13 protein-coding genes are annotated in these 17,441 nt (G+C 66.0%); 2 read left to right on the forward strand and 11 right to left on the reverse strand.

From position 1 onward, the window contains the following. Window positions 1-10: 10 nt before the first annotated feature. Window positions 11-1,462 carry a pyridoxal phosphate-dependent decarboxylase family protein gene (locus QEN71_RS33975; RefSeq protein WP_201647549.1) on the forward strand — a complete coding sequence of 484 codons (1,452 nt, stop codon included), beginning with the start codon at window positions 11-13 and terminating at the stop codon, window positions 1,460-1,462. 104 nt (window positions 1,463-1,566) lie between these two features. On the opposite strand, the gene QEN71_RS33980 is transcribed toward QEN71_RS33975, so the two are convergent. The 7 genes from QEN71_RS33980 to glyA form a co-directional block, all read right to left on the reverse strand. Further along, on the reverse strand, window positions 1,567-2,544 hold the full coding sequence (locus QEN71_RS33980; protein ID WP_201647551.1) for an HpcH/HpaI aldolase/citrate lyase family protein: 978 nt from the start codon (window positions 2,542-2,544) through the stop codon (window positions 1,567-1,569). A 45-nt stretch (window positions 2,545-2,589) separates the two neighbouring features. Beyond that, window positions 2,590-5,502, reverse strand: coding sequence for a phosphoenolpyruvate carboxylase (locus QEN71_RS33985; RefSeq protein ID WP_201647553.1), 2,913 nt, complete (start codon window positions 5,500-5,502; stop codon window positions 2,590-2,592). Continuing rightward, window positions 5,480-6,385 carry a succinate--CoA ligase subunit alpha gene (gene sucD / locus QEN71_RS33990; protein ID WP_201647555.1) on the reverse strand — a complete coding sequence of 302 codons (906 nt, stop codon included), beginning with the start codon at window positions 6,383-6,385 and terminating at the stop codon, window positions 5,480-5,482. Before sucD ends, QEN71_RS33985 begins: the two co-directional genes overlap by 23 nt. An 11-nt stretch (window positions 6,386-6,396) precedes the next feature. Further along, on the reverse strand, window positions 6,397-7,584 hold the full coding sequence (locus tag QEN71_RS33995) for a malate--CoA ligase subunit beta (protein WP_201647557.1): 1,188 nt from the start codon (window positions 7,582-7,584) through the stop codon (window positions 6,397-6,399). 47 nt (window positions 7,585-7,631) lie between these two features. Continuing rightward, entirely contained in the window at window positions 7,632-8,588 is a 957-nt protein-coding gene (locus QEN71_RS34000) for a D-2-hydroxyacid dehydrogenase (RefSeq protein WP_201647559.1), read from the reverse strand. A 66-nt stretch (window positions 8,589-8,654) separates the two neighbouring features. Further along, window positions 8,655-9,920 (reverse strand): aminotransferase class V-fold PLP-dependent enzyme, encoded by a 1,266-nt coding sequence (locus tag QEN71_RS34005; RefSeq protein WP_201647561.1) that lies wholly within the window; start codon window positions 9,918-9,920, stop codon window positions 8,655-8,657. A gap of 59 nt (window positions 9,921-9,979) precedes the next feature. Beyond that, the gene (glyA, locus tag QEN71_RS34010; RefSeq protein WP_201647563.1) at window positions 9,980-11,302 is read right to left on the reverse strand and encodes a serine hydroxymethyltransferase; all 1,323 of its coding nucleotides are present in this window, start codon (window positions 11,300-11,302) and stop codon (window positions 9,980-9,982) included. A 267-nt stretch (window positions 11,303-11,569) separates the two neighbouring features. Here glyA and QEN71_RS34015 point away from each other — a divergent pair, with 267 nt between their 5' ends. After that, entirely contained in the window at window positions 11,570-12,493 is a 924-nt protein-coding gene (locus QEN71_RS34015) for a LysR family transcriptional regulator (protein WP_201647565.1), read from the forward strand. Here QEN71_RS34015 and QEN71_RS34020 read toward each other — a convergent pair. From QEN71_RS34020 to QEN71_RS34035, 4 genes are read right to left on the reverse strand one after another with little or no spacing between them, the layout of a single operon-like run. Next, window positions 12,490-13,314, reverse strand: a complete 825-nt coding sequence (locus QEN71_RS34020) for a formylmethanofuran dehydrogenase subunit C (RefSeq protein ID WP_201647567.1) — start codon at window positions 13,312-13,314, stop codon at window positions 12,490-12,492. The two genes, QEN71_RS34015 and QEN71_RS34020, sit on opposite strands and share 4 nt — an antisense overlap. Further along, on the reverse strand, window positions 13,311-14,276 hold the full coding sequence (gene fhcD, locus QEN71_RS34025; protein ID WP_201647568.1) for a formylmethanofuran--tetrahydromethanopterin N-formyltransferase: 966 nt from the start codon (window positions 14,274-14,276) through the stop codon (window positions 13,311-13,313). The genes QEN71_RS34020 and fhcD overlap by 4 nt, the downstream gene beginning before the upstream one ends. Next, window positions 14,273-15,964: a formylmethanofuran dehydrogenase subunit A gene (locus QEN71_RS34030; protein WP_201647570.1), complete on the reverse strand. Its 1,692-nt coding sequence runs from the start codon at window positions 15,962-15,964 to the stop codon at window positions 14,273-14,275. Before QEN71_RS34030 ends, fhcD begins: the two co-directional genes overlap by 4 nt. Next, window positions 15,961-17,289, reverse strand: a complete 1,329-nt coding sequence (locus tag QEN71_RS34035) for a molybdopterin-binding domain-containing protein (protein WP_201647572.1) — start codon at window positions 17,287-17,289, stop codon at window positions 15,961-15,963. Before QEN71_RS34035 ends, QEN71_RS34030 begins: the two co-directional genes overlap by 4 nt. Window positions 17,290-17,441: the final 152 nt, after the last annotated feature.

A 17,441-nucleotide genomic window follows, 5' to 3' on the forward strand; every position in this document is an offset into this window, starting at 1 on the left:
GAGACCTTCGATGGCTGACGATACACGCAACGCACTCGAAACAGCCGCGCAACTCGCGCTCGCTTTCCATGACGCGCGCGGGTCGCGTCCGACCGGTCCCGTGGCGAGCTTCGCGGAATTACGCGCGGCCTTCGGCGGCCCGACGCCGGAACAGGGCGAACCCGCCGACGCCGTCATCGCGCGGCTCGCGGCCATCGCGCAGCCTGGGCTGCTTGGCACGGCGGGGCCGCGCTTCTTCGGCTGGGTCGCGGGCGGCTCGCATCCCGCGGGCGTCGCGGCGGACTGGCTCACGAGCGTCTGGGGGCAGAATGCCGCGACCTACGACGGCGCGCCCGCTGCCGCTGTCGCCGAACAGGTGGTGGCGCAATGGCTGCTCGATCTGCTCGATTTGCCGCGCGAATGCTCGGTCGGTTTCACGACGGGCGCGACCATGAGCAACTTCGTGTGTCTTGCGGCCGCCCGCGATGCCGTATTGCGACGTGCGGGCTGGGACGTCGAAGCCGACGGCCTGTGCGGGGCGCCGCGTATTTCCGTCTGTCTCGGCGAAGGTGCGCATGTGAGTGTGCGCGCCGCGCTGCGCTATCTGGGCATCGGCGAGCGGTCCGTGATCGAGATCGCCGCCGACGAAGCAGGGCGCATGCAACCCTCCGCGTTGCGCGAGGCGCTCGCGCAGCACGAAGGACCGCTGATCGTCATCGCGCAGGCGGGCCACATGATGACGGGCGCGTTCGACCCCGTGGGCGAGATCGCCGCGTGTGCGCATGAGCATGGCGCATGGGTTCACGTCGATGCCGCGTTCGGCCTGTGGGCGAGAGCGTGTCCCGAGCGCATGCATCTCGCGGCGGGCATCGAGCACGCCGACTCGTGGGCAACCGACGCTCACAAATGGCTGCAAGCGCCGTACGAAACGGGCTGCGCATTCGTGCGCGACGCCGACGCGCACCGTCGCGCGATGTCGATCCACGCGAGCTATCTGCCGCAAGCGGACGATGGCGTGCGCGATCCCGCGCACTACACGCCGGAGCTTTCCCGGCGCGCTCGCGGTTTTGCGCTGTGGACGCTGCTGCGCACGTTCGGACGCGAGGGGATCGCGGCGATGATCGCGCGTCATTGCGAGCTGGCGTGCCGCATCGCACGTCGGCTTGCGCGCGGGCCGGGCGTCGCGCTGCTCAACGAAGTCGAACTGAACCAGGTGCTCGTGCGATTCGGCTCGGCCTACGACGGCACGCTCGCCGACGAACTGACGTTGCGCACGGTCGAGCGCATCCGGGCGCAGGGCGTGTGCGATGTGCGCGAGGCAAGCTGGCAGGGACGCAAGGTGATGCGTCTGTCGGTGATTTCATGGGCGACGACCGAGCATGACGCCGATTGCGCAGCCGATGCGATCCTGTCGGTATGGGATCAGGTTCATGGCGAGTATCTGTGTCAGGAACGCGAGGCGATGGCGCTGGCGTTTGGTTGATTGCTTCGTTGTTTCGCTAGCCGAACGCAGTAGCCGAACGCAGTAGCCGAACGCAGAAGAGAACAGGGCGGCCCTCGGGCCGCCCTTCGCATTACTGCAATCTGCTACCTGCTATTCCCGATCGCATCCGCCGTCGCGAGCAGCGCCTCGGCCATGCGGATGCTCGCGGCGTCGATCAGCCTGCCATCCAGCGACACGGCGCCTTTGCCTTCCTTCGCGGCCTGCGCCATCGCGTCCATGATGCGGCGCGCCTTGGTGACTTCGGCGTCGGCGGGCGTGAACACGCGATTGGCGTGCTCGATCTGCGACGGATGAATCGCCCACTTGCCCTCATAGCCCAGCACGGCGGCACGGCGCGCGGCGGCATCGTAGCCATCGGGATCGCTGAAATCGCCGAACGGGCCGTCGATGGGACGCAGTCCATACGCGCGGCACGCCACCATCATCCGCGTTTGCGCGGCGTGCCACTGGTCGCCCCAGAAGTAGTCGCGCTCGCCGCGTTCGTTCTTGTCGGTGAGCACGCCGTAGTCGCGATTCACGCCGCCGATCACCGTCGTGCGCGCGCGCGTCGACGCCGCATAGTCCGCGACGCCGAACGACATCGCCTCCAGCCGGCGGCTCGATTGCGCGATGCCCTCGACGTTCGCCATGCCGAGCGCGGTTTCGATCAGCACTTCGAAGCCGATCTTTTTCGTGCGGCGGCGCGCGGCCTCGATCTGCGTGACGAGCATGTCGACGGCATAGACGTCGGCGGCCACGCCGACCTTCGGAATCAGGATCATGTCGAGACGGGGGCACGCTTCGACGATATCCACGACGTCGCGATACATGTAATGCGTATCGAGCCCGTTGATGCGGACCATCATCGTCTTGTTTCCCCAGTCGATCTCGTTGAGCCCGACGACGATGTTCTTGCGCGCCTGCTCCTTGTCGTCCGGCGCGACGGCGTCTTCGCAATCGAGAAAGATGATGTCGGCCGCCGAGCGCGCGGCCTTCTCGAACATCGCGGTATTCGAGCCGGGGACGGCCAGCTCGGATCGATGCAGCCGCGCTTTGGCCGGCTCGATGACAGTGAAGCTCATAGACGTTCTCCTGTAGGCAATCGTTGAGGGTGTCGGCGCGGGCGCTTAGCCCGTCGCACCGAACCCGGATGCAATGCAGTTGATGGACAGCAGCAGCGGCACCTGATACGCGCGCCGCTGCCGTTCCGTCTGCGCCGAACGGTAGAGGCGCAGCAGTTCGATCTGCTGCCGGCTGATCAGGTCGATGGCGGGCAACCGGCGCGCGAGGCGGGCACTGAACTTCGGAAAACGCGTGCTCAGCCCCTGTGAACCCGTGACGGTCTGCATCATCTTCACGGTCAGCCGGTATTCGGCTTCGATCTGCGTAAAGATCGAATCGCGAATCTGTTCATCGGGAACGAGGTTCGCGTATTCGCGTGCAATGTCAAGGTTGACCTGCGCGAGCGTTTTCTCCACTTCGTCGATGACGAGCCTGAAGAGCCGCGATTCGTTGAACATGCGCCGCAACAGATCGAGTCCGCGTTCCTGCCGAACGGCGAGAAAGCCCTCGATCGCGCTGCCGACGCCATACCAGCCCGTCAGTGCGTGACGGTTCTGCGCCCATGCGAACACCCAGGGAATCGCGCGCAGATCCTGCAGACTCTTTGCGCCGAAACGGCGTGCAGGACGCGAACCCATGTTGAGCATCGACAGTTCTTCGAGCGGGCTCGCCGCCTGGAAATACGCGAGCATGCCGGGCTGCTCGATGAACTTCGCATACGCGGCCCGCGACGCGCCCGACAGCGCTTCCATCGCCTCGTCGAATTCGCCCTTGGGCAGCAACGCGTCTTCGCGCTCGGACTTCAGCGTATGTTCGAGCACGCTCGACGCCAGCAACTCCACGTGATACTGCGCCGTGCCGCGATTCGCGTACTTGAACGACACCACTTCGCCCTGTTCGGTCACGCGGAAACGTCCGTTGACCGAGCCGGCGGGCAACGCGGCAATCGCGCGGCCGGCCGCGATGCCGCCGCGGCTCACCGAGCCGCCCCGGCCATGGAAGAACGCGATCGCGATGCCCAGTTCGTCGCCGAGCCGCCTGATCTTCGTCTGCGCCTTCGACAGCTCCCAGTTGCTCGCGAAGAATCCGCCGTCCTTGTTCGAATCGGAATAGCCGATCATGATTTCCTGCACGCCGCCTTGCGCGCGGATGCTGCGCCGGACCATCGGCACGGCCAGCAGTTCGCGCAGGATTTCAGGCGCGCGGCGCAGGTCGTCGATAGTTTCCAGCAGCGGCACGACGGGCAGCGTGCAGCTTTCGGTGCCCGCCGCGTCGGAAAAGAGACCGGCTTCCTTCGCAAGCAGATAGACGCCGAGCACGTCGCTCGCGCGATGCGTCATGCTGAGAATGAACGCGCCGAATGCGTTGCGATCCACCTGTTGACGCATCTCCCGAACCGTGCGGAAAATCTGCAGCGTCTGGGCCTCGTCGGGCGGCAGCGACTGGAAACGGCGCTCGCGGTCGGCTTCGCTGTCCGAAGGCTGGGCCAGTTCGCTCAGCAGCCACGCCTTCCATTCGGGCGAGTCGCTTGCGGGCGGCTCACCCGACGTGCCGCAGGTCGCGCGCCACAGCGCGTGCAGCGCCTGTTCGATCACGGTCGTGTTCTGACGCAGATCGAGCTGCACGGTGCTGAAGCGGAACGTCTCTACTTCGTGGCGCAGCGGGCGGATCAGCATGCGCGCGAGCTGGGCGCTATCCGTCGCGAGCAACGTCTGCTCGATAACGAGCAGGTCGGCGGCCAGTTCGTCGGCGCTGGTGTAGCCGCCCTGCACGGGCGCGGCGTCGGCGGGACGGCTCGCGTTGGCGAGCGACGCGTCGAGCCGTCGCAGGATGCACGTCAGATATTGACGGAACAGTTCGCCCGGATTGCGCGACGCAATCGACGTCGGTTCGCCGCTCGCCATCAGCGCGCGCGCAAGCGCTTCGTGGAAAGTGTCGGGTGCAGGCAGCGCCTCCGATGTAATGCTCAGCGTCTGCGCCAGTTCGACGAGACGCAGCCGGTAACGCTTCAGGCACGCGAGCCTGTTTTCGTGCAGCGTCGCCCGCGTGACGCTGTCGTCGACGAATGGATTGCCGTCGCGATCGCCGCCTATCCACGAGCCGAACTGGAAGAAGCGCGGCAGGTCGAAGCGCTCGCCCGGATAGTGACGCTCGAGCGCGCTCTCCAGCTTGTCGAACAGCAGCGGCACCGCTTCGAACAGCGTCTCGCCGAAAAAGTGCAGACCCCACGCGACTTCCTGTGCGACGGTGGGCTTTTCGAGCCGCAGTTCGCCGCTCATCCACAACAGCTCGATGTCGTTTCTCAGCGCGAGCACGAGCGTGTAACGTTCGCGCGGCGTCCAGCGCGGCGATTCGAGTTCCATCAGACGCCGGTAGATGCGCCGGTGGATTTCGAGCACGGTGACGCGCTTCGCTTCCGTCGGATGCGCGGTCAGCACGGGCCGCACTTTCATATGACCCAGCACGTCGCGCACTTCGCTGGCGGGCACGCCCGCTTCCGCGACTTCGGCGATCACGCGCGCGAACGAATCGGGCAGCCTGTCATAGCCGCCTTCGATTTCGATCTCGCGACGCCTGCGCATCGCCGTGCTCTGTTCCGCGATGCTGAGCAACTGAAACCACATGCCCTGCGCCTGCAGCATGCGCCGCAGCACGACGCGCGCGGTGCGGTCGTCCATCCGCTCGCGCATCAGTTCGCTCATCGATTCGTGCGCGGACTCGCCGCGCAGCGTGCGTTCCACTTCCGGCTGACGGGCGTGCGCGATATCGCGCAGCAGTTCCGACAGCAGGTCGATCACAGCGTGTTCGTATTCGTCCGCACTGAGCGCGGGCAGGGACGCCGACGCGGCGGCGAGCTTGTGCAGCCCGTCGACGGCAGCGTGTCTGCCCGCATGGAGGGGGCGCACAGCCTCGACGCGCGGCGAGTCGGGCTGTGTGTCGATGCCGTAGCCCCAGTCAGGCAACGCGGCGCGTGACATAGCTTTCGAGCACGGAGGCAACGGTGGAACCCAGTTCGGACGCGCTGGGGGCGACGGCGAGACCGTACGACTGCATGATCTGCGCTTTCTCGGCCGCGCTGTCTCCCGCCGCCGAGATGATGGCGCCCGCATGTCCCATGCGTCGACCCTTCGGCGCAGTGAGACCCGCGACGTAACCGACGACGGGCTTCGTCATGTGCTCGCTGACCCATTTCGCGGCTTCCGCTTCCTGCGGGCCGCCGATCTCGCCGATCATCACGACGGCTTCCGTTTCGGGGTCCTGCTCGAACAGCTTCAGATGATCGAGGAACGAGCTGCCGTTGATGGGATCGCCGCCGATGCCCACGCTCGTCGTCACGCCGAGTCCGAGCGCGTTGAGTTGCGCGGCGGCTTCGTAGCCGAGCGTGCCCGAGCGCGACACGATGCCGATGTTGCCGCGCCGGTAGATATGGCCCGGCATGATGCCGAGCATCGCGCGTCCGGCGCTGATGATGCCCGCGCAGTTCGGGCCGACCACCATCGTGCGTGCTTCCTTCGGGTAGCGCAGCAGATAGCGCTTGACGCGCATCATGTCTTGAGCCGGAATGCCGTCGGTGATCACGCAGACGAGTTTCAGGCCGGCGTCGGCGGCTTCCATGATGGCGTCGGCGCAGTAGGGCGGCGGCACGAACACGAGGCTCGCGCTCGCGCCCGTTTCGCGCACGGCGTCTTTCACGGTGTCGAACACGGGACGTTCGAGGTGATGCTTGCCGCCCTTGCCGGGCGTCACGCCGCCGACCACATTGGTGCCGTAGGCGATCATTTCCTTTGCGTGGAACGAGGCCTTGTCGCCCGTGAAGCCCTGCACGATGACGCGGGTGGTTTCGTCGATCAGGATGCTCATGTCCGTTCTCCTTAGCGGTGGTTGCCGGCCTGGCGCGCGCGGTGCGCCTTGGAGGCCTCGACGGCCTTTTGCGCCGCTTCCAGCAGCGAGTCCGCCGCGATAATCGGCAGACCGCTTTCCTTGATGATGCGTCGTCCCTCTTCGACGTTCGTGCCCGCCAGCCGCACGACGAGCGGCACCCTCAGCCCGCGCGCAGCCTGCACGACGCCTTCCGCGACCCAGTCGCAGCGGTTGATGCCCGCGAAAATATTGACGAGCACGGCCGACACGTTCTGGTCCGACAGCACGAGGCGGAACGCAGCCGCCACGCGTTCGGGCGAGGCGCCGCCGCCGACGTCGAGAAAGTTGGCAGGCTCGCCGCCCGCGTACTTGATCGTGTCCATCGTGGCCATCGCGAGACCGGCGCCGTTGATGATGCAGCCGATATCGCCGTCGAGCCCCACGTAGTTCAGGCCGAACTGGGCCGCCTCCGCTTCGCGCGGATCTTCCTGCGCGGCGTCGCGCATCTCGGACACGTGCGGGTGACGGAACAGGCCGTTGTCGTCGAAGGAAATCTTGGCGTCGAGCGCGATCACGCGTTCGTCCGTCGTCACGACGAGGGGATTGATCTCGACCATCGTCGCGTCGAGATCGCGGAACGCGCGGTACGCGCCCATGATCGTGGAGACGGCGCGGCTCACCTGCTTGATGTTCAGGCCGAGACCGAAGGCGATCTCGCGCGCCTGGAAGGGCTGCAGGCCGACGGCGGGTTCGACCACGATCTGATGCACGGCGTCGGGATTCGTGTGCACGATGTCCTCGATGTCCATGCCGCCCTGCGCCGAGGCGATCACGCGCACGCGTTCGGCCTTCCGGTCGAGCACGATGCCGAGATAGATTTCGCGCTCGAACTTCTCCGCGACTTCCACGTACACGCGCTCGACGACCTTGCCTTCGGGTCCCGTCTGCGTCGTCACGAGGTGCTTGCCGAACAGCGAAGTCGCCGCTTCGTGCACGTCGTGATAGGTCTCGCACAGCTTGATGCCGCCCGCCTTGCCGCGCGCGCCCGAGTGGATCTGCGCCTTGACGGCCCAGTGCCAGCCGCCGAGTTCGGTGGCGCAGTACACCGCCTGATCCGGCGTGTAGGCGACCGCGCCGCGCTGGATCGGCACGCCGAAACCGGCCAGCAGGTCTTTGGCCTGATACTCGTGAATGTCCATGTCGATATCTCCTTGGTATTGCGTAGGTTTCGCTGATTCCCGCGCCGTCAGATCACGAGATTGCGAGGCTCGCCGCGTGCGAATGCCTCGATGTTTTCGATCAGCTGGTCGGCGAGCGACTGCATGGCGTCGTCGGACGCCCACGCGACGTGCGGGGTCAGGATGAAGTTGGGCAGATCGAGTTCGAGCAGCGGATTGCCCGCGACGGGCGGTTCCTGGCTCAGCACGTCGAAACCCGCGCCGGCGATCACACCTTCCTTCAGCGCTGTCGCAAGCGAGGCTTCGCACACGAGCCCGCCGCGCGCCGTGTTGATCAGCAGGCAGCTGGGCTTCATCATGCGCAGCTGGTCGAGACCGATCAGGTTGCGGGTCGCGGGCGTGAGCGGCGCGTGCAGCGAGATCACGTCGGAGGTGCGCAGCAGCGTGTCGAGCGGCACGTACTCGGCGCCGGGCACGCGCGTGCGCTGCGTGTCATGCTCCGCGAAGATCACGCGCATGCCGAAGCCGCGCGCGATCTGCGCCGTGCCCTGGCCGAGCGCACCGCCGCCGATGATGCCGAGCGTCGCGCCATGCAGATCGGCGATCGGGTGATCGAAGAAGCAGAACTGCCGCGCCTGTTGCCAGCGTCCGCGCTGCACGTCGTTGCGATAGGCGAGCAGGTTGCGCCGCAACGCCAGCATCAGCGCGAACGTGTGCTCGGGCACCGTGTGCGTCGCGTAGCCGCGGATGTTCGCCACGGCGATGCCGCGCTCGCGGCAGTACGCGGTGTCGACGCAGTCGTAGCCCGTCGCCGCCACCGCGATCATCCTGATCGACGGATGCCGGTCGAGCACGTTGGCACGCAGCGGCACCTTGTTCGTGATCGCGATGGTGGCGCCGTCGAGCCGCTGCTCGACTTCGTGTGCCGTCGTCGATGCGTACTGGACCCAGTGGTGATCGAACGCGGGGCGCCGCACATCGGCATTCAGCGTCGAACGGTCGAGAAAGACGATTTCGTGTTGCATGGTGTCGTGGGTGCCGTGAGGTGAGCGGGAAGCGCGCGTCCGATGCATATGCACCGGACGCGGCACTCAGGCTGCGGCGGCGCGGCGCCGGACGTGTTCGACGGCCGGCTGCTCGCCCGCAGGCGCCGCCTGCGCGCCCGGCGTGTGTGTGCGCCAGTACTGGCCAGCCGCGCCGACGCCGCTGCCTGGACACACGTCGATACCGGCGTCGAGCATCGCCATTTCCGCGCCTGCAATCGCGCTCATCAGCATCAGTTCGTTCAGGTCGCCGAGGTGGCCGATGCGGAACACCTTGCCCGCGACCTTCGACAACCCGGCGCCGAGCGCGAGGTTGTAGCGGCGATACGCGGTGTCGATCACCTGCGCGCCGTTGACGCCTTCGGGGACGACGATCGCGGACACGGTATCCGAATGCCACCTGGGCGCCTTCGCGCACAGCGACAGCCCCCAGCCTTCCGTAACGGCCGCGCGCACGCCCGAAGCAAGATAGTGATGCCGCGCGAACACGTTCTCGAGCCCTTCCTCGAACAGCAGGTCGAGCGCGGCGCGCAACCCGTAGAGCAGCGACAGCGCGGGCGTGTACGGGAAATAGCCGGTCGCGTTGGTGCGCACCATGTCGGCGAGATCGAAGTAGCAGCGACGCGATTTCGCGTGGCTGATTGCCTTCATCGCCTTCTGGCTCACGCACAGGATGCCGAGACCCGCAGGCAGCATCAGGCCTTTCTGCGAGCCCGTCACGGCAAGATCGACGCCCCATTCGTCCATGCGGAAGTCGATGCAGCCGATCGAACTCACGCCGTCGACGAACAGCAGCGCCGGGTGATCCGCTGCGTCCATCGCGCGGCGCAGCGCGCCGATGTCGCTCGTCACGCCCGTCGCTGTCTCGTTGTGGCACGCGAGGATGCCCTTGATCGTGTGCTGCCCGTCCGCCTTGAGAATCTCCGCGATCCGTTCGACGGGCACGCCTTCGCCCCAGTCGACGTCGAGAATCTCCACATCGAAGCCGAGGCGCTGCGCCATGTCCGCCCACAGATGGCTGAACTGGCCGAAGCGCGGCACCAGCACGCGGTCGCCGGGCGACAGCGTGTTGGTGAGGGCCGCTTCCCATGCGCCCGTGCCCGACGACGGGAAAATGAACGGCTGGCCGTCCGCCGTCCGATAGATTTTCTTCAGGTCGGACAGCAGGCCGTGCGCGAGTTCGGGGAATTTCGTCGAGCGGTGGTCTTCCATCGAGACCACCATCGCGCGCAGCACGGCGTCGGGAATGTTCGTCGGGCCGGGGACGGCGAGAATGTTGCGTCCGGCAATGCGCGAGCCTGAGGTGTTCGACATGGTTTGTCTCCTTGATTGAAGGCTTGATCGATTGCTTTGAAAAAGTCGTACGAAGGGTGTCAATGCGCGCTGTGACCAGCGGCTGCCCGCTCGTCGCGCGCTGCCGATGCGTCGTTGCTCAATGCGTCGGGCCCGTCGCGATACACGGGAAACTTCGCGGTGAGCGCGAGCACGGCGTCGGCGGTGCGGCGGATCACGAGATCGTTCGCGGGCGCGTCGAGCACGTCGGCGATCAGATGCGCGAGCTGCTCCGCTTCGGCTTCGCACAGGCCGCGCGTCGTGATGGCGGGTGAACCGATACGCACGCCGCTCGTGACGAAGGGCTTTTGCGGATCGTTCGGAATCGCGTTCTTGTTGACCGTGATGAACGCGCGGCCGAGTGCGGCTTCCGCTTCCTTGCCCGTCACGTTCTTCGCGCGCAGATCGACGAGGAACACGTGAGAATCGGTGCGTCCCGACACGATCCGCAAGCCGCGCTGCTGCAGCGTTTGCGCGATGGTGCGTGCGTTGACGAGCACCTGCTGCTGGTACTGGCGGAATTCGTCCGTCATCGCTTCGCGCAGCGCCGCCGCCTTGCCCGCGATCACATGCATCAGCGGGCCGCCCTGGATGCCGGGGAAGATCGTCGAATCGATCGCCTTCGCGGTGTCGGCGCGCGTGAGGATCAGGCCGCCGCGCGGACCGCGCAGCGTCTTGTGCGTGGTGGTCGTCACGTAGTCGGCGATGCCGACCGGGCTCGGATAGAGGCCTGCCGCGACGAGGCCGGCGTAGTGCGCCATATCGACAAGCAGCGTCGCGCCGACGCTATCGGCGATCGCGCGAAAACGCTGCCAGTCGATCACCAGCGAATACGCGGACGCGCCCGCGACGATCATGCGCGGCCGATGTTCGTGCGCAAGCCGCTCGGCCGCGTCATAGTCGATTTCTTCTGTCTTTTCATCGAGCCCGTACGACACCGCGTTGAACAGCTTGCCGCTCACGTTCACCGACGCGCCATGCGTGAGGTGCCCGCCATGCGCGAGCGACATGCCGAGTATCGTGTCGCCCGGCTTGAGCGCCGACAGATACACGGCCTGATTCGCCTGCGATCCCGAATGCGGCTGCACGTTCGCGTGTTCCGCGTTGAACAGCTGCTTCGCGCGATCGATCGCAAGCTGCTCGACCACATCGACGTGTTCGCATCCGCCGTAGTAGCGCTTGCCGGGATAGCCTTCCGCGTACTTGTTCGTGAGCTGCGATCCCTGCGCTTCGAGCACGGCGGGCGACGTGTAGTTTTCCGATGCAATCAGCTCGATGTGATCCTGCTGGCGCTGCGTTTCTGCCGCGATCGCGTGCTGCAGTTCCGGGTCGGTGACGGCGAGCGTGTTTTTGTAGCTGAACATGGATGAACCTCTCTTGTGTGGACGGGACAGGCCAGGCGTGTTGCGCGTCCCCTTCGCATTCCTGTTGAAACGATGGTAGTGGCGTGCCGCGCAAAACACTCATTCGGGTTACTTATCCGACCCATAACCACGCGTGCGAGCCTTGCCACGCGGGCTTGACGCCTCGCGGAGTACTCCCTCATGGGCATTGCGGGCGTAGCCCCGGCTGGTAGAGTTGAGACGTGAAATCGAGCGGTTCCGGCTGCATTCAGGAGGGTAGGGAGCGAGATGCTGCATCTCACTTTGCGTCAGCTGCGCGTGTTCGAAGCGAGTGCGCGCCATCTGAGTTTTTCGCGCGCTGCGGAAGAGCTTCATCTGACGCAACCCGGCGTTTCGTCACAACTGAAGCAGCTCGAAACGAGTATCGGCATGCCGCTGTTCGAGCAGGTCGGGCGGCGCGTGTTCCTGACGGCGGCGGGCAAGGAGCTATACAGCCACACACGTCTGCTTCAGCAGCAGTTGTCCGTGCTCGAAACGTCGCTCGACCAGTTGCGGGACATGAAGCAGGGCAAGCTGAAGGTATCGGTGGTGAGCGGCACGGCCAATCCGCTTGCGCTCCAGCTGATCGCAAAGTTCACGCGAGCGTTTCCCGGCGTGAGAGTGAGTCTCTCGGTGGGGAACAGGGAGTGCGTGCTGAACGAACTGGCGAGCAACGAGACCGATCTCGCGATCATGGGGCTGCCGCCTGAAGGCCAAGGTCTCGCGGCCGTGCGTGTCGCGAGGAATCCGCTCGTGATCATCGCGCCGCCCGATCATGCCCTCGTGCGCGAGCGCCGTATCGCACTCGAAGCGCTGGAGCGCGAGACCTTTCTCGTGCGCGAATCGGGTTCCGGCACGCGTCGCGCGATGGAGCGATTCTTCGCGGAGCACCGTGTGAGCTTTCGGCCCGGCATGGAAGTGAGCAACAACGAAGCGATCAAGTGGGCCGTGCAGGCGGGCATGGGTTTGTCGGTCGTGCCTCTTGCAACGGTCATGGCCGAACTCGAAACGCTGCGGCTCAAGGTGCTCGATGTCGAGCATTTCCCCATCGTGCGGTATCTGTATCTCGTGCATCGCGAGAGCAAGCAGCTTTCGACCGCGGCGTCGGCATTCAGGGACAGCCTCGTGAGCGGCGCACACGAGGCGGGCGAGCGGGTGGCGATGGAAGTCTAGGCGGGCAGGAGGATCTCGCCCTTGCCCTGAACCGATACGTCGCCGCGCAGGCGCGCGGGCGCACGCTCGCGCGACAGCATTGCGAATGCACCGCCTTCGCGCGCGAGCGTCGGTACGAGCAGCCGCCAGAATACGTCGATATCGCTGCTGTTTTCGGCGAAGCGTTGCGTTGTCGGCCAGGCGCGATCGAGCAGCACGAGCGAGCCGCGCCGCATGCCGAATGCGGGATGTTCTCCGACGCTGCCTGCAATCGCGATGGTGCCCGCGACCATCCGCGACGCGACGAATGCGCCCGCCGAACCGAACACCGCGATCGTGCCGCGACGCATGCGATCGCCGAGGCGTGCGCCCGCGTCGCCGTGAATCACGAGCGTGCCGCCGCGCATGCCGTCCATGTCGCCCGGCAGCGCGGCGCCCGCGAAATCGCCCGTATTGCCGCGAATCTCGATACGTCCGCCTGCAAGCTCGCATCCCGCAAAACTGCCGCAGTCGCCCGCGACAAGCAGCGTTCCCGAATCCATCTGCAAGCCTACGAAATCGCCCGCGTTGCCGTCGACGAGAATGTGGCCCGCATGCATGCGCGCGCCGATCCGGTCGAAGCGTTGCATGTCGCCTTCGAACACGAGTTGCGGAGCGTCGCGCGCGCTTTCTTGAACCTCAACCGCGAACAGGTCGCCGACGCTGATCCGTTCTGCGCCATGCCACATCGGGATCGCGCAGATGTCCCGCGCGTCGAGTTCCGTGAGCCGTGCGGGCAGCAATTCGCGCGCATCGATGCGCAGCGCGGGCGCCTGCTTCAGACGTAACGTGATGCGCTTCATCGGCCCTCCGGCGCTTCGTGCAATTGATCATGCGATGGATCGCACAATTGATGCAGATGGAAATGGAACGGCCCGAGCTTGCCGCCGTAGTTGCCCGCCGAAATCCGCACGAGGCCATGTGCAACGCCCGCGTCGTCTCCCGTCGCGGCGTCGATGCCGACGCGCATCGCCTCGGCCACATCTGCTTCGCTCAATCCGTCGATCACGATCTCCAGCACGCTACGCACATCGCCGTGCAGTTCGGTGCGCAACGCAAGTTCGGCAAGGCCGGGACAGAATGCATCGTTGGTCGAAGCGGGCAGCGCGGCATACTTCGAGCCGACTTTCGAGCCCGAGCGCACGACGCCGCCGGGAAACGGCATGATCACGTTCGGCACGTCGCGCATCGCGCGCACGGCCGTCTGCGCGGCACGAAGCGCCGCATCGGTATCGCGCGCAAGAAAGAGCAGATTGCCGCCACCCACGCCCTTGACGACGGAAGTGGTCTCCTCGGCGACGAACTCGCCGTCCATCACAGGCACGCGCCAGAAGCGCTTGCCGTTGATCATCTTCGCGATCTGCCAGCCGTCGCCGAAGAAGCGCAGATTCTTGCCGAGCGCGATCGGCTCGCCATGCTCGATGCCGCCGAACACGGCCGTCGTCGGGCAGGTCAGCACGCACTGTCCGACGCGGCGCTCGACCTGTTTCGCGAGTTCCTTGCCGGACATCGCAAACAGCAGCAGCGCGACGCCGGGCCGGCCGTCGGGTGTCTCGTCGGGCGACAGCTCGCGTTCGATGCCCGCTTCACAGCCGCAGGCGATCACCGAAGTCGCAAAGCCCGTTGCCGCGAGCGCCGCGTTGCGCGCCCACGTTGCATCGCGTGCGGTGACGATGAGACGCGTCGCCTTCATCGGGAAGGCTTCGGCGAAGGTGTCGTCGATCGACACGCCGCGTACGTTGCGTGGCGAAGTGGTCGCGCTCATGATGCCGACTCCGCATGCGATTGACGATGGATGCCGCACGCAGCGCGCAGAAGACGTCCGCCGTTGCCGCACAGGCAGAGTTCGTCGCGGCTGATGGGCGCGCGCCGCATGTTGGTCGCGAGATAAGCGTCGCCGTACTCCTCGACGACCTTTTCGATCGAGCGGTCGAACTCCGGTTCGACGTAGTGCGTGCCGCCCACGGGCGTCGCGACGATGCGGCCTTCGCGCGCGACCAGCTCACCGTCCTTGAACACCCAGACGGGCGCGCGGAACATCGCTTCGCGGTCGGGGTGCTCGCGGTACACGGCGATATCGGCGGCAGCGCCTGCATCGAGCCGGCCGCGATCGGCGAGTCCGAGCAGCCGCGCGGGTGCCGCCCGCGTGAGAATCGCGATCTCGTTGAAGTCGAGTTCGCGCGTAAGGCTCGCCAGCGGCGATTGCGCGGCGACATCGGGATGCAGCTTCGCCAGTTGTTCGTCGCGGAACGATTTGTCCATCAGCAGGCGGATCAGATGCGGGTAGCTCGTGAAGGGGCCGCCGTTCGGATGATCGGTGGTGAGCGTGATCTGCCAGGGGTTCTTCACGAGCAGAAACAGTTCGAGGCCGATGGTCCATTGCAGCGCGTTGACATAGCTCGTTTCGCGATAACGGAACGGCACCACGCCGCAGCCCGCGTCGCATTCGATATCGCCCGCGATCCACTTGCGCGGCGAAGCAAACGCGGCCTGTCTGACCTGCTTCATCGTGTCGCCCGAAGCCGTCACCGTCTGACCAAACATGATCTGGCCGACATCGATCGAGATATTCGGATTCGCGTTGACGGCATCGGCAATGCGATGCGCCGCCGACGAAAATTTCTTCGGCCCGTCGTTGCCGTAGCTATGGAACTGGATATGCGTGAGGTGGCCGGGCAGACCTTCGAGCGCGTCGATGGTGGCGAGCGTCGAATCGATATTGCCGGGCACGCCGAGATTGCTCGCGTGAATATGCAGCGGATGCGGCACGCCGAGATCGGTCAGCGCGCGCGCGAGCACGTGCAGCACATTGCGTGGCGTGATGCCGTAATGCGTGTGATGCTCGTCGACGTCGAGGCTGCGCTGGTTGAACTTGAACGCCGAAATGCCGCCGGGATTGACGACCTTCACTCCGAGCGCGCGGCTCGCATTGATCGACCAGCCGACGTAATCGCGCAGACGCTCGTAGTCGGTGTGCTCCGCGAGCATGCGCAGAAACAGTTCGTCGTTGCCGAGCATCACGTAGGCGCCGTGGTCGATGATCGGCGTGTCGCCCATTTCGAGGTGCGTGTGGCGCGCGTTCGACGCGATCATCGCGGGTTCGAATGCGGCCGTATAGCCCATCTCGGCATAGCGGTAGCCGGTTGCAAATGTACCCGGCGTGCAGTCGCCGCATGACGCGAGTTCGAGCGGATTGTCGGGTGCGGGGCGGTTGCGGTGATCTTCCGGCATCAGCAGGCGCGCAAGATTCACCTTGCCGCCGCCGATATGCGAATGCATGTCGATGCCGCCCGCCATCACGATCATGCCCGACGCGTCGTATTCGCAATCGACGGGTTCCCGTTCGTGCAGCGCGACGACCCTGCCGTCGCGCACGCAGACGTCTGCAATCTGCCCGTCGATACGTGACGCGGGATCGTACACGCGGCCACCGCGCAAGCGGAACGTGCTCATCGGGCGGCCTCCGTTGGCGTGCATGTCGTCCGCAATGCTTCGAGCGACTGTGCGATCTGTGCGGCTACCTGCGCGACGCCGGGCAATGTGTCTTCGTAGATGGGCACGAGCGGCAGCACGATTCCGCCGTCCACGCGGAACAGATGGCCCGTCGAACCGATGCCGGGCGTCGACACGGGAATGAACAGCGTGGGCGTCTGCCGATCCGCGCATTGCGGCGCGAGGCCGGGATGACCGAGCACGATGGTCGGCGCGTTGCTTGTCGGCGGTGGCAGGTCGGCGCCGAAGCTCGCGACCCAGACGAGCGCATCGACCGCCTCTTCATCGAGCAGACGCGCCGTGTCGTAGCGATGCGGATCATGTTCGAGGCCGCTGCGATGTACGCCTGTGCGCAGCGGCAGACCCGACATCCACGTCAGCGTCTGGTTGACGGTGGCCGCGCCATCGTCGCCGCCGAGTGCGAGACAGCCCGCGCGGGTCGTGAGGTTGAGCGACTTGGTCAGACGGTCGAGCCCTTCGACGAGCAGCGCCGCATGCTCTCCCGGCAGGTCGGCCGTATTCCACACGAGCGTGACGTAACGCGCTTCCAGCATTCGAGTTGCGAGCGAGTCGATCGCGGGCGCGATGCCCGGCATCGGCTTGCCGCGCAGAAGCGGATCGACACGTGTGTTCAGCAGCGCAATCGTCTCGTACAGATCGCCTTGCAAGGGCACGGCACGCTGGATGACCGTATCCGCGTGCGCGCTGCGTTCGAGGTCGGCATCGACCGCACTGCCGACGAAGATCACTTCGCGCTGAGCGGGGCTCGCTGCATCGCGCGGCATCACGCCGACGCCGCAGCGGGTGAAAAACGCCGGATAGCGCGTCGACGGCGTCGGTCCGAAACAGACGATCAGGTCGGCGCGCGCGCGCACTTCGGAGAGCGTGGTCGTGAATGCGCCGCGATCCTGCATCGCCGTGAGACTGCGCATCAGCGAGCGCCCATGCGCATGATCGATGATCGCGGCGCTCGCGTTGGCGAGCCGATACAGCGCGCGCGTGCCCGCGACGTCGGTGGCCATGCCCGCGAACAGCGGCTGCCTCGCTTGCGCGAGCCATTGAGCCGCGACGCCGATGGCATCGGCGAATCCGAGCGGCTGGCCGTTGAGATGCGGCTGCGTTTGCGCGGGACGCGGGCCGAACTGTGCGAGCGCGCGCGACGCACGAGGACAGTCGGTGCCGCTCAGCGTCAAGGCCGTGTCCTTGTCCGTGCCGATCGAAAGACGATCGCATAACAGCGGGCAGAACGGGCACGTCCACGAAGTGGGGGAAGTGTTCGAGGTCATGCGCGTCCTTCAGCAACTCACATGCCATTTTCGTGAAAGCGCCGTGGCGGCTTCCGTTGCGCGAGTCGAGCCGCGATGCTTCCGCGCGATTGCGTCACCATCGCTCGATGTGATTTGCGCCGTGCGCGATGCAGACTGTCACGCATCGTGTG

The sequence above is a fragment of the Paraburkholderia sabiae genome, from assembly GCF_030412785.1.
GTDB classification, from domain to species: domain Bacteria; phylum Pseudomonadota; class Gammaproteobacteria; order Burkholderiales; family Burkholderiaceae; genus Paraburkholderia; species Paraburkholderia sabiae.

Coding starts and splice junctions, on each gene's coding strand:
- QEN71_RS33975 (WP_201647549.1), top strand. CDS start 11: ATGGCTGACGATACACGCAACGCACTCGAAACAGCCGCGCAACTCGCG.
- QEN71_RS33980 (WP_201647551.1), bottom strand. CDS start 2,544: ATGAGCTTCACTGTCATCGAGCCGGCCAAAGCGCGGCTGCATCGATCC.
- QEN71_RS33985 (WP_201647553.1), bottom strand. CDS start 5,502: ATGTCACGCGCCGCGTTGCCTGACTGGGGCTACGGCATCGACACACAG.
- sucD (WP_201647555.1), bottom strand. CDS start 6,385: ATGAGCATCCTGATCGACGAAACCACCCGCGTCATCGTGCAGGGCTTC.
- QEN71_RS33995 (WP_201647557.1), bottom strand. CDS start 7,584: ATGGACATTCACGAGTATCAGGCCAAAGACCTGCTGGCCGGTTTCGGC.
- QEN71_RS34000 (WP_201647559.1), bottom strand. CDS start 8,588: ATGCAACACGAAATCGTCTTTCTCGACCGTTCGACGCTGAATGCCGAT.
- QEN71_RS34005 (WP_201647561.1), bottom strand. CDS start 9,920: ATGTCGAACACCTCAGGCTCGCGCATTGCCGGACGCAACATTCTCGCC.
- glyA (WP_201647563.1), bottom strand. CDS start 11,302: ATGTTCAGCTACAAAAACACGCTCGCCGTCACCGACCCGGAACTGCAG.
- QEN71_RS34015 (WP_201647565.1), top strand. CDS start 11,570: ATGCTGCATCTCACTTTGCGTCAGCTGCGCGTGTTCGAAGCGAGTGCG.
- QEN71_RS34020 (WP_201647567.1), bottom strand. CDS start 13,314: ATGAAGCGCATCACGTTACGTCTGAAGCAGGCGCCCGCGCTGCGCATC.
- fhcD (WP_201647568.1), bottom strand. CDS start 14,276: ATGAGCGCGACCACTTCGCCACGCAACGTACGCGGCGTGTCGATCGAC.
- QEN71_RS34030 (WP_201647570.1), bottom strand. CDS start 15,964: ATGAGCACGTTCCGCTTGCGCGGTGGCCGCGTGTACGATCCCGCGTCA.
- QEN71_RS34035 (WP_201647572.1), bottom strand. CDS start 17,289: ATGACCTCGAACACTTCCCCCACTTCGTGGACGTGCCCGTTCTGCCCG.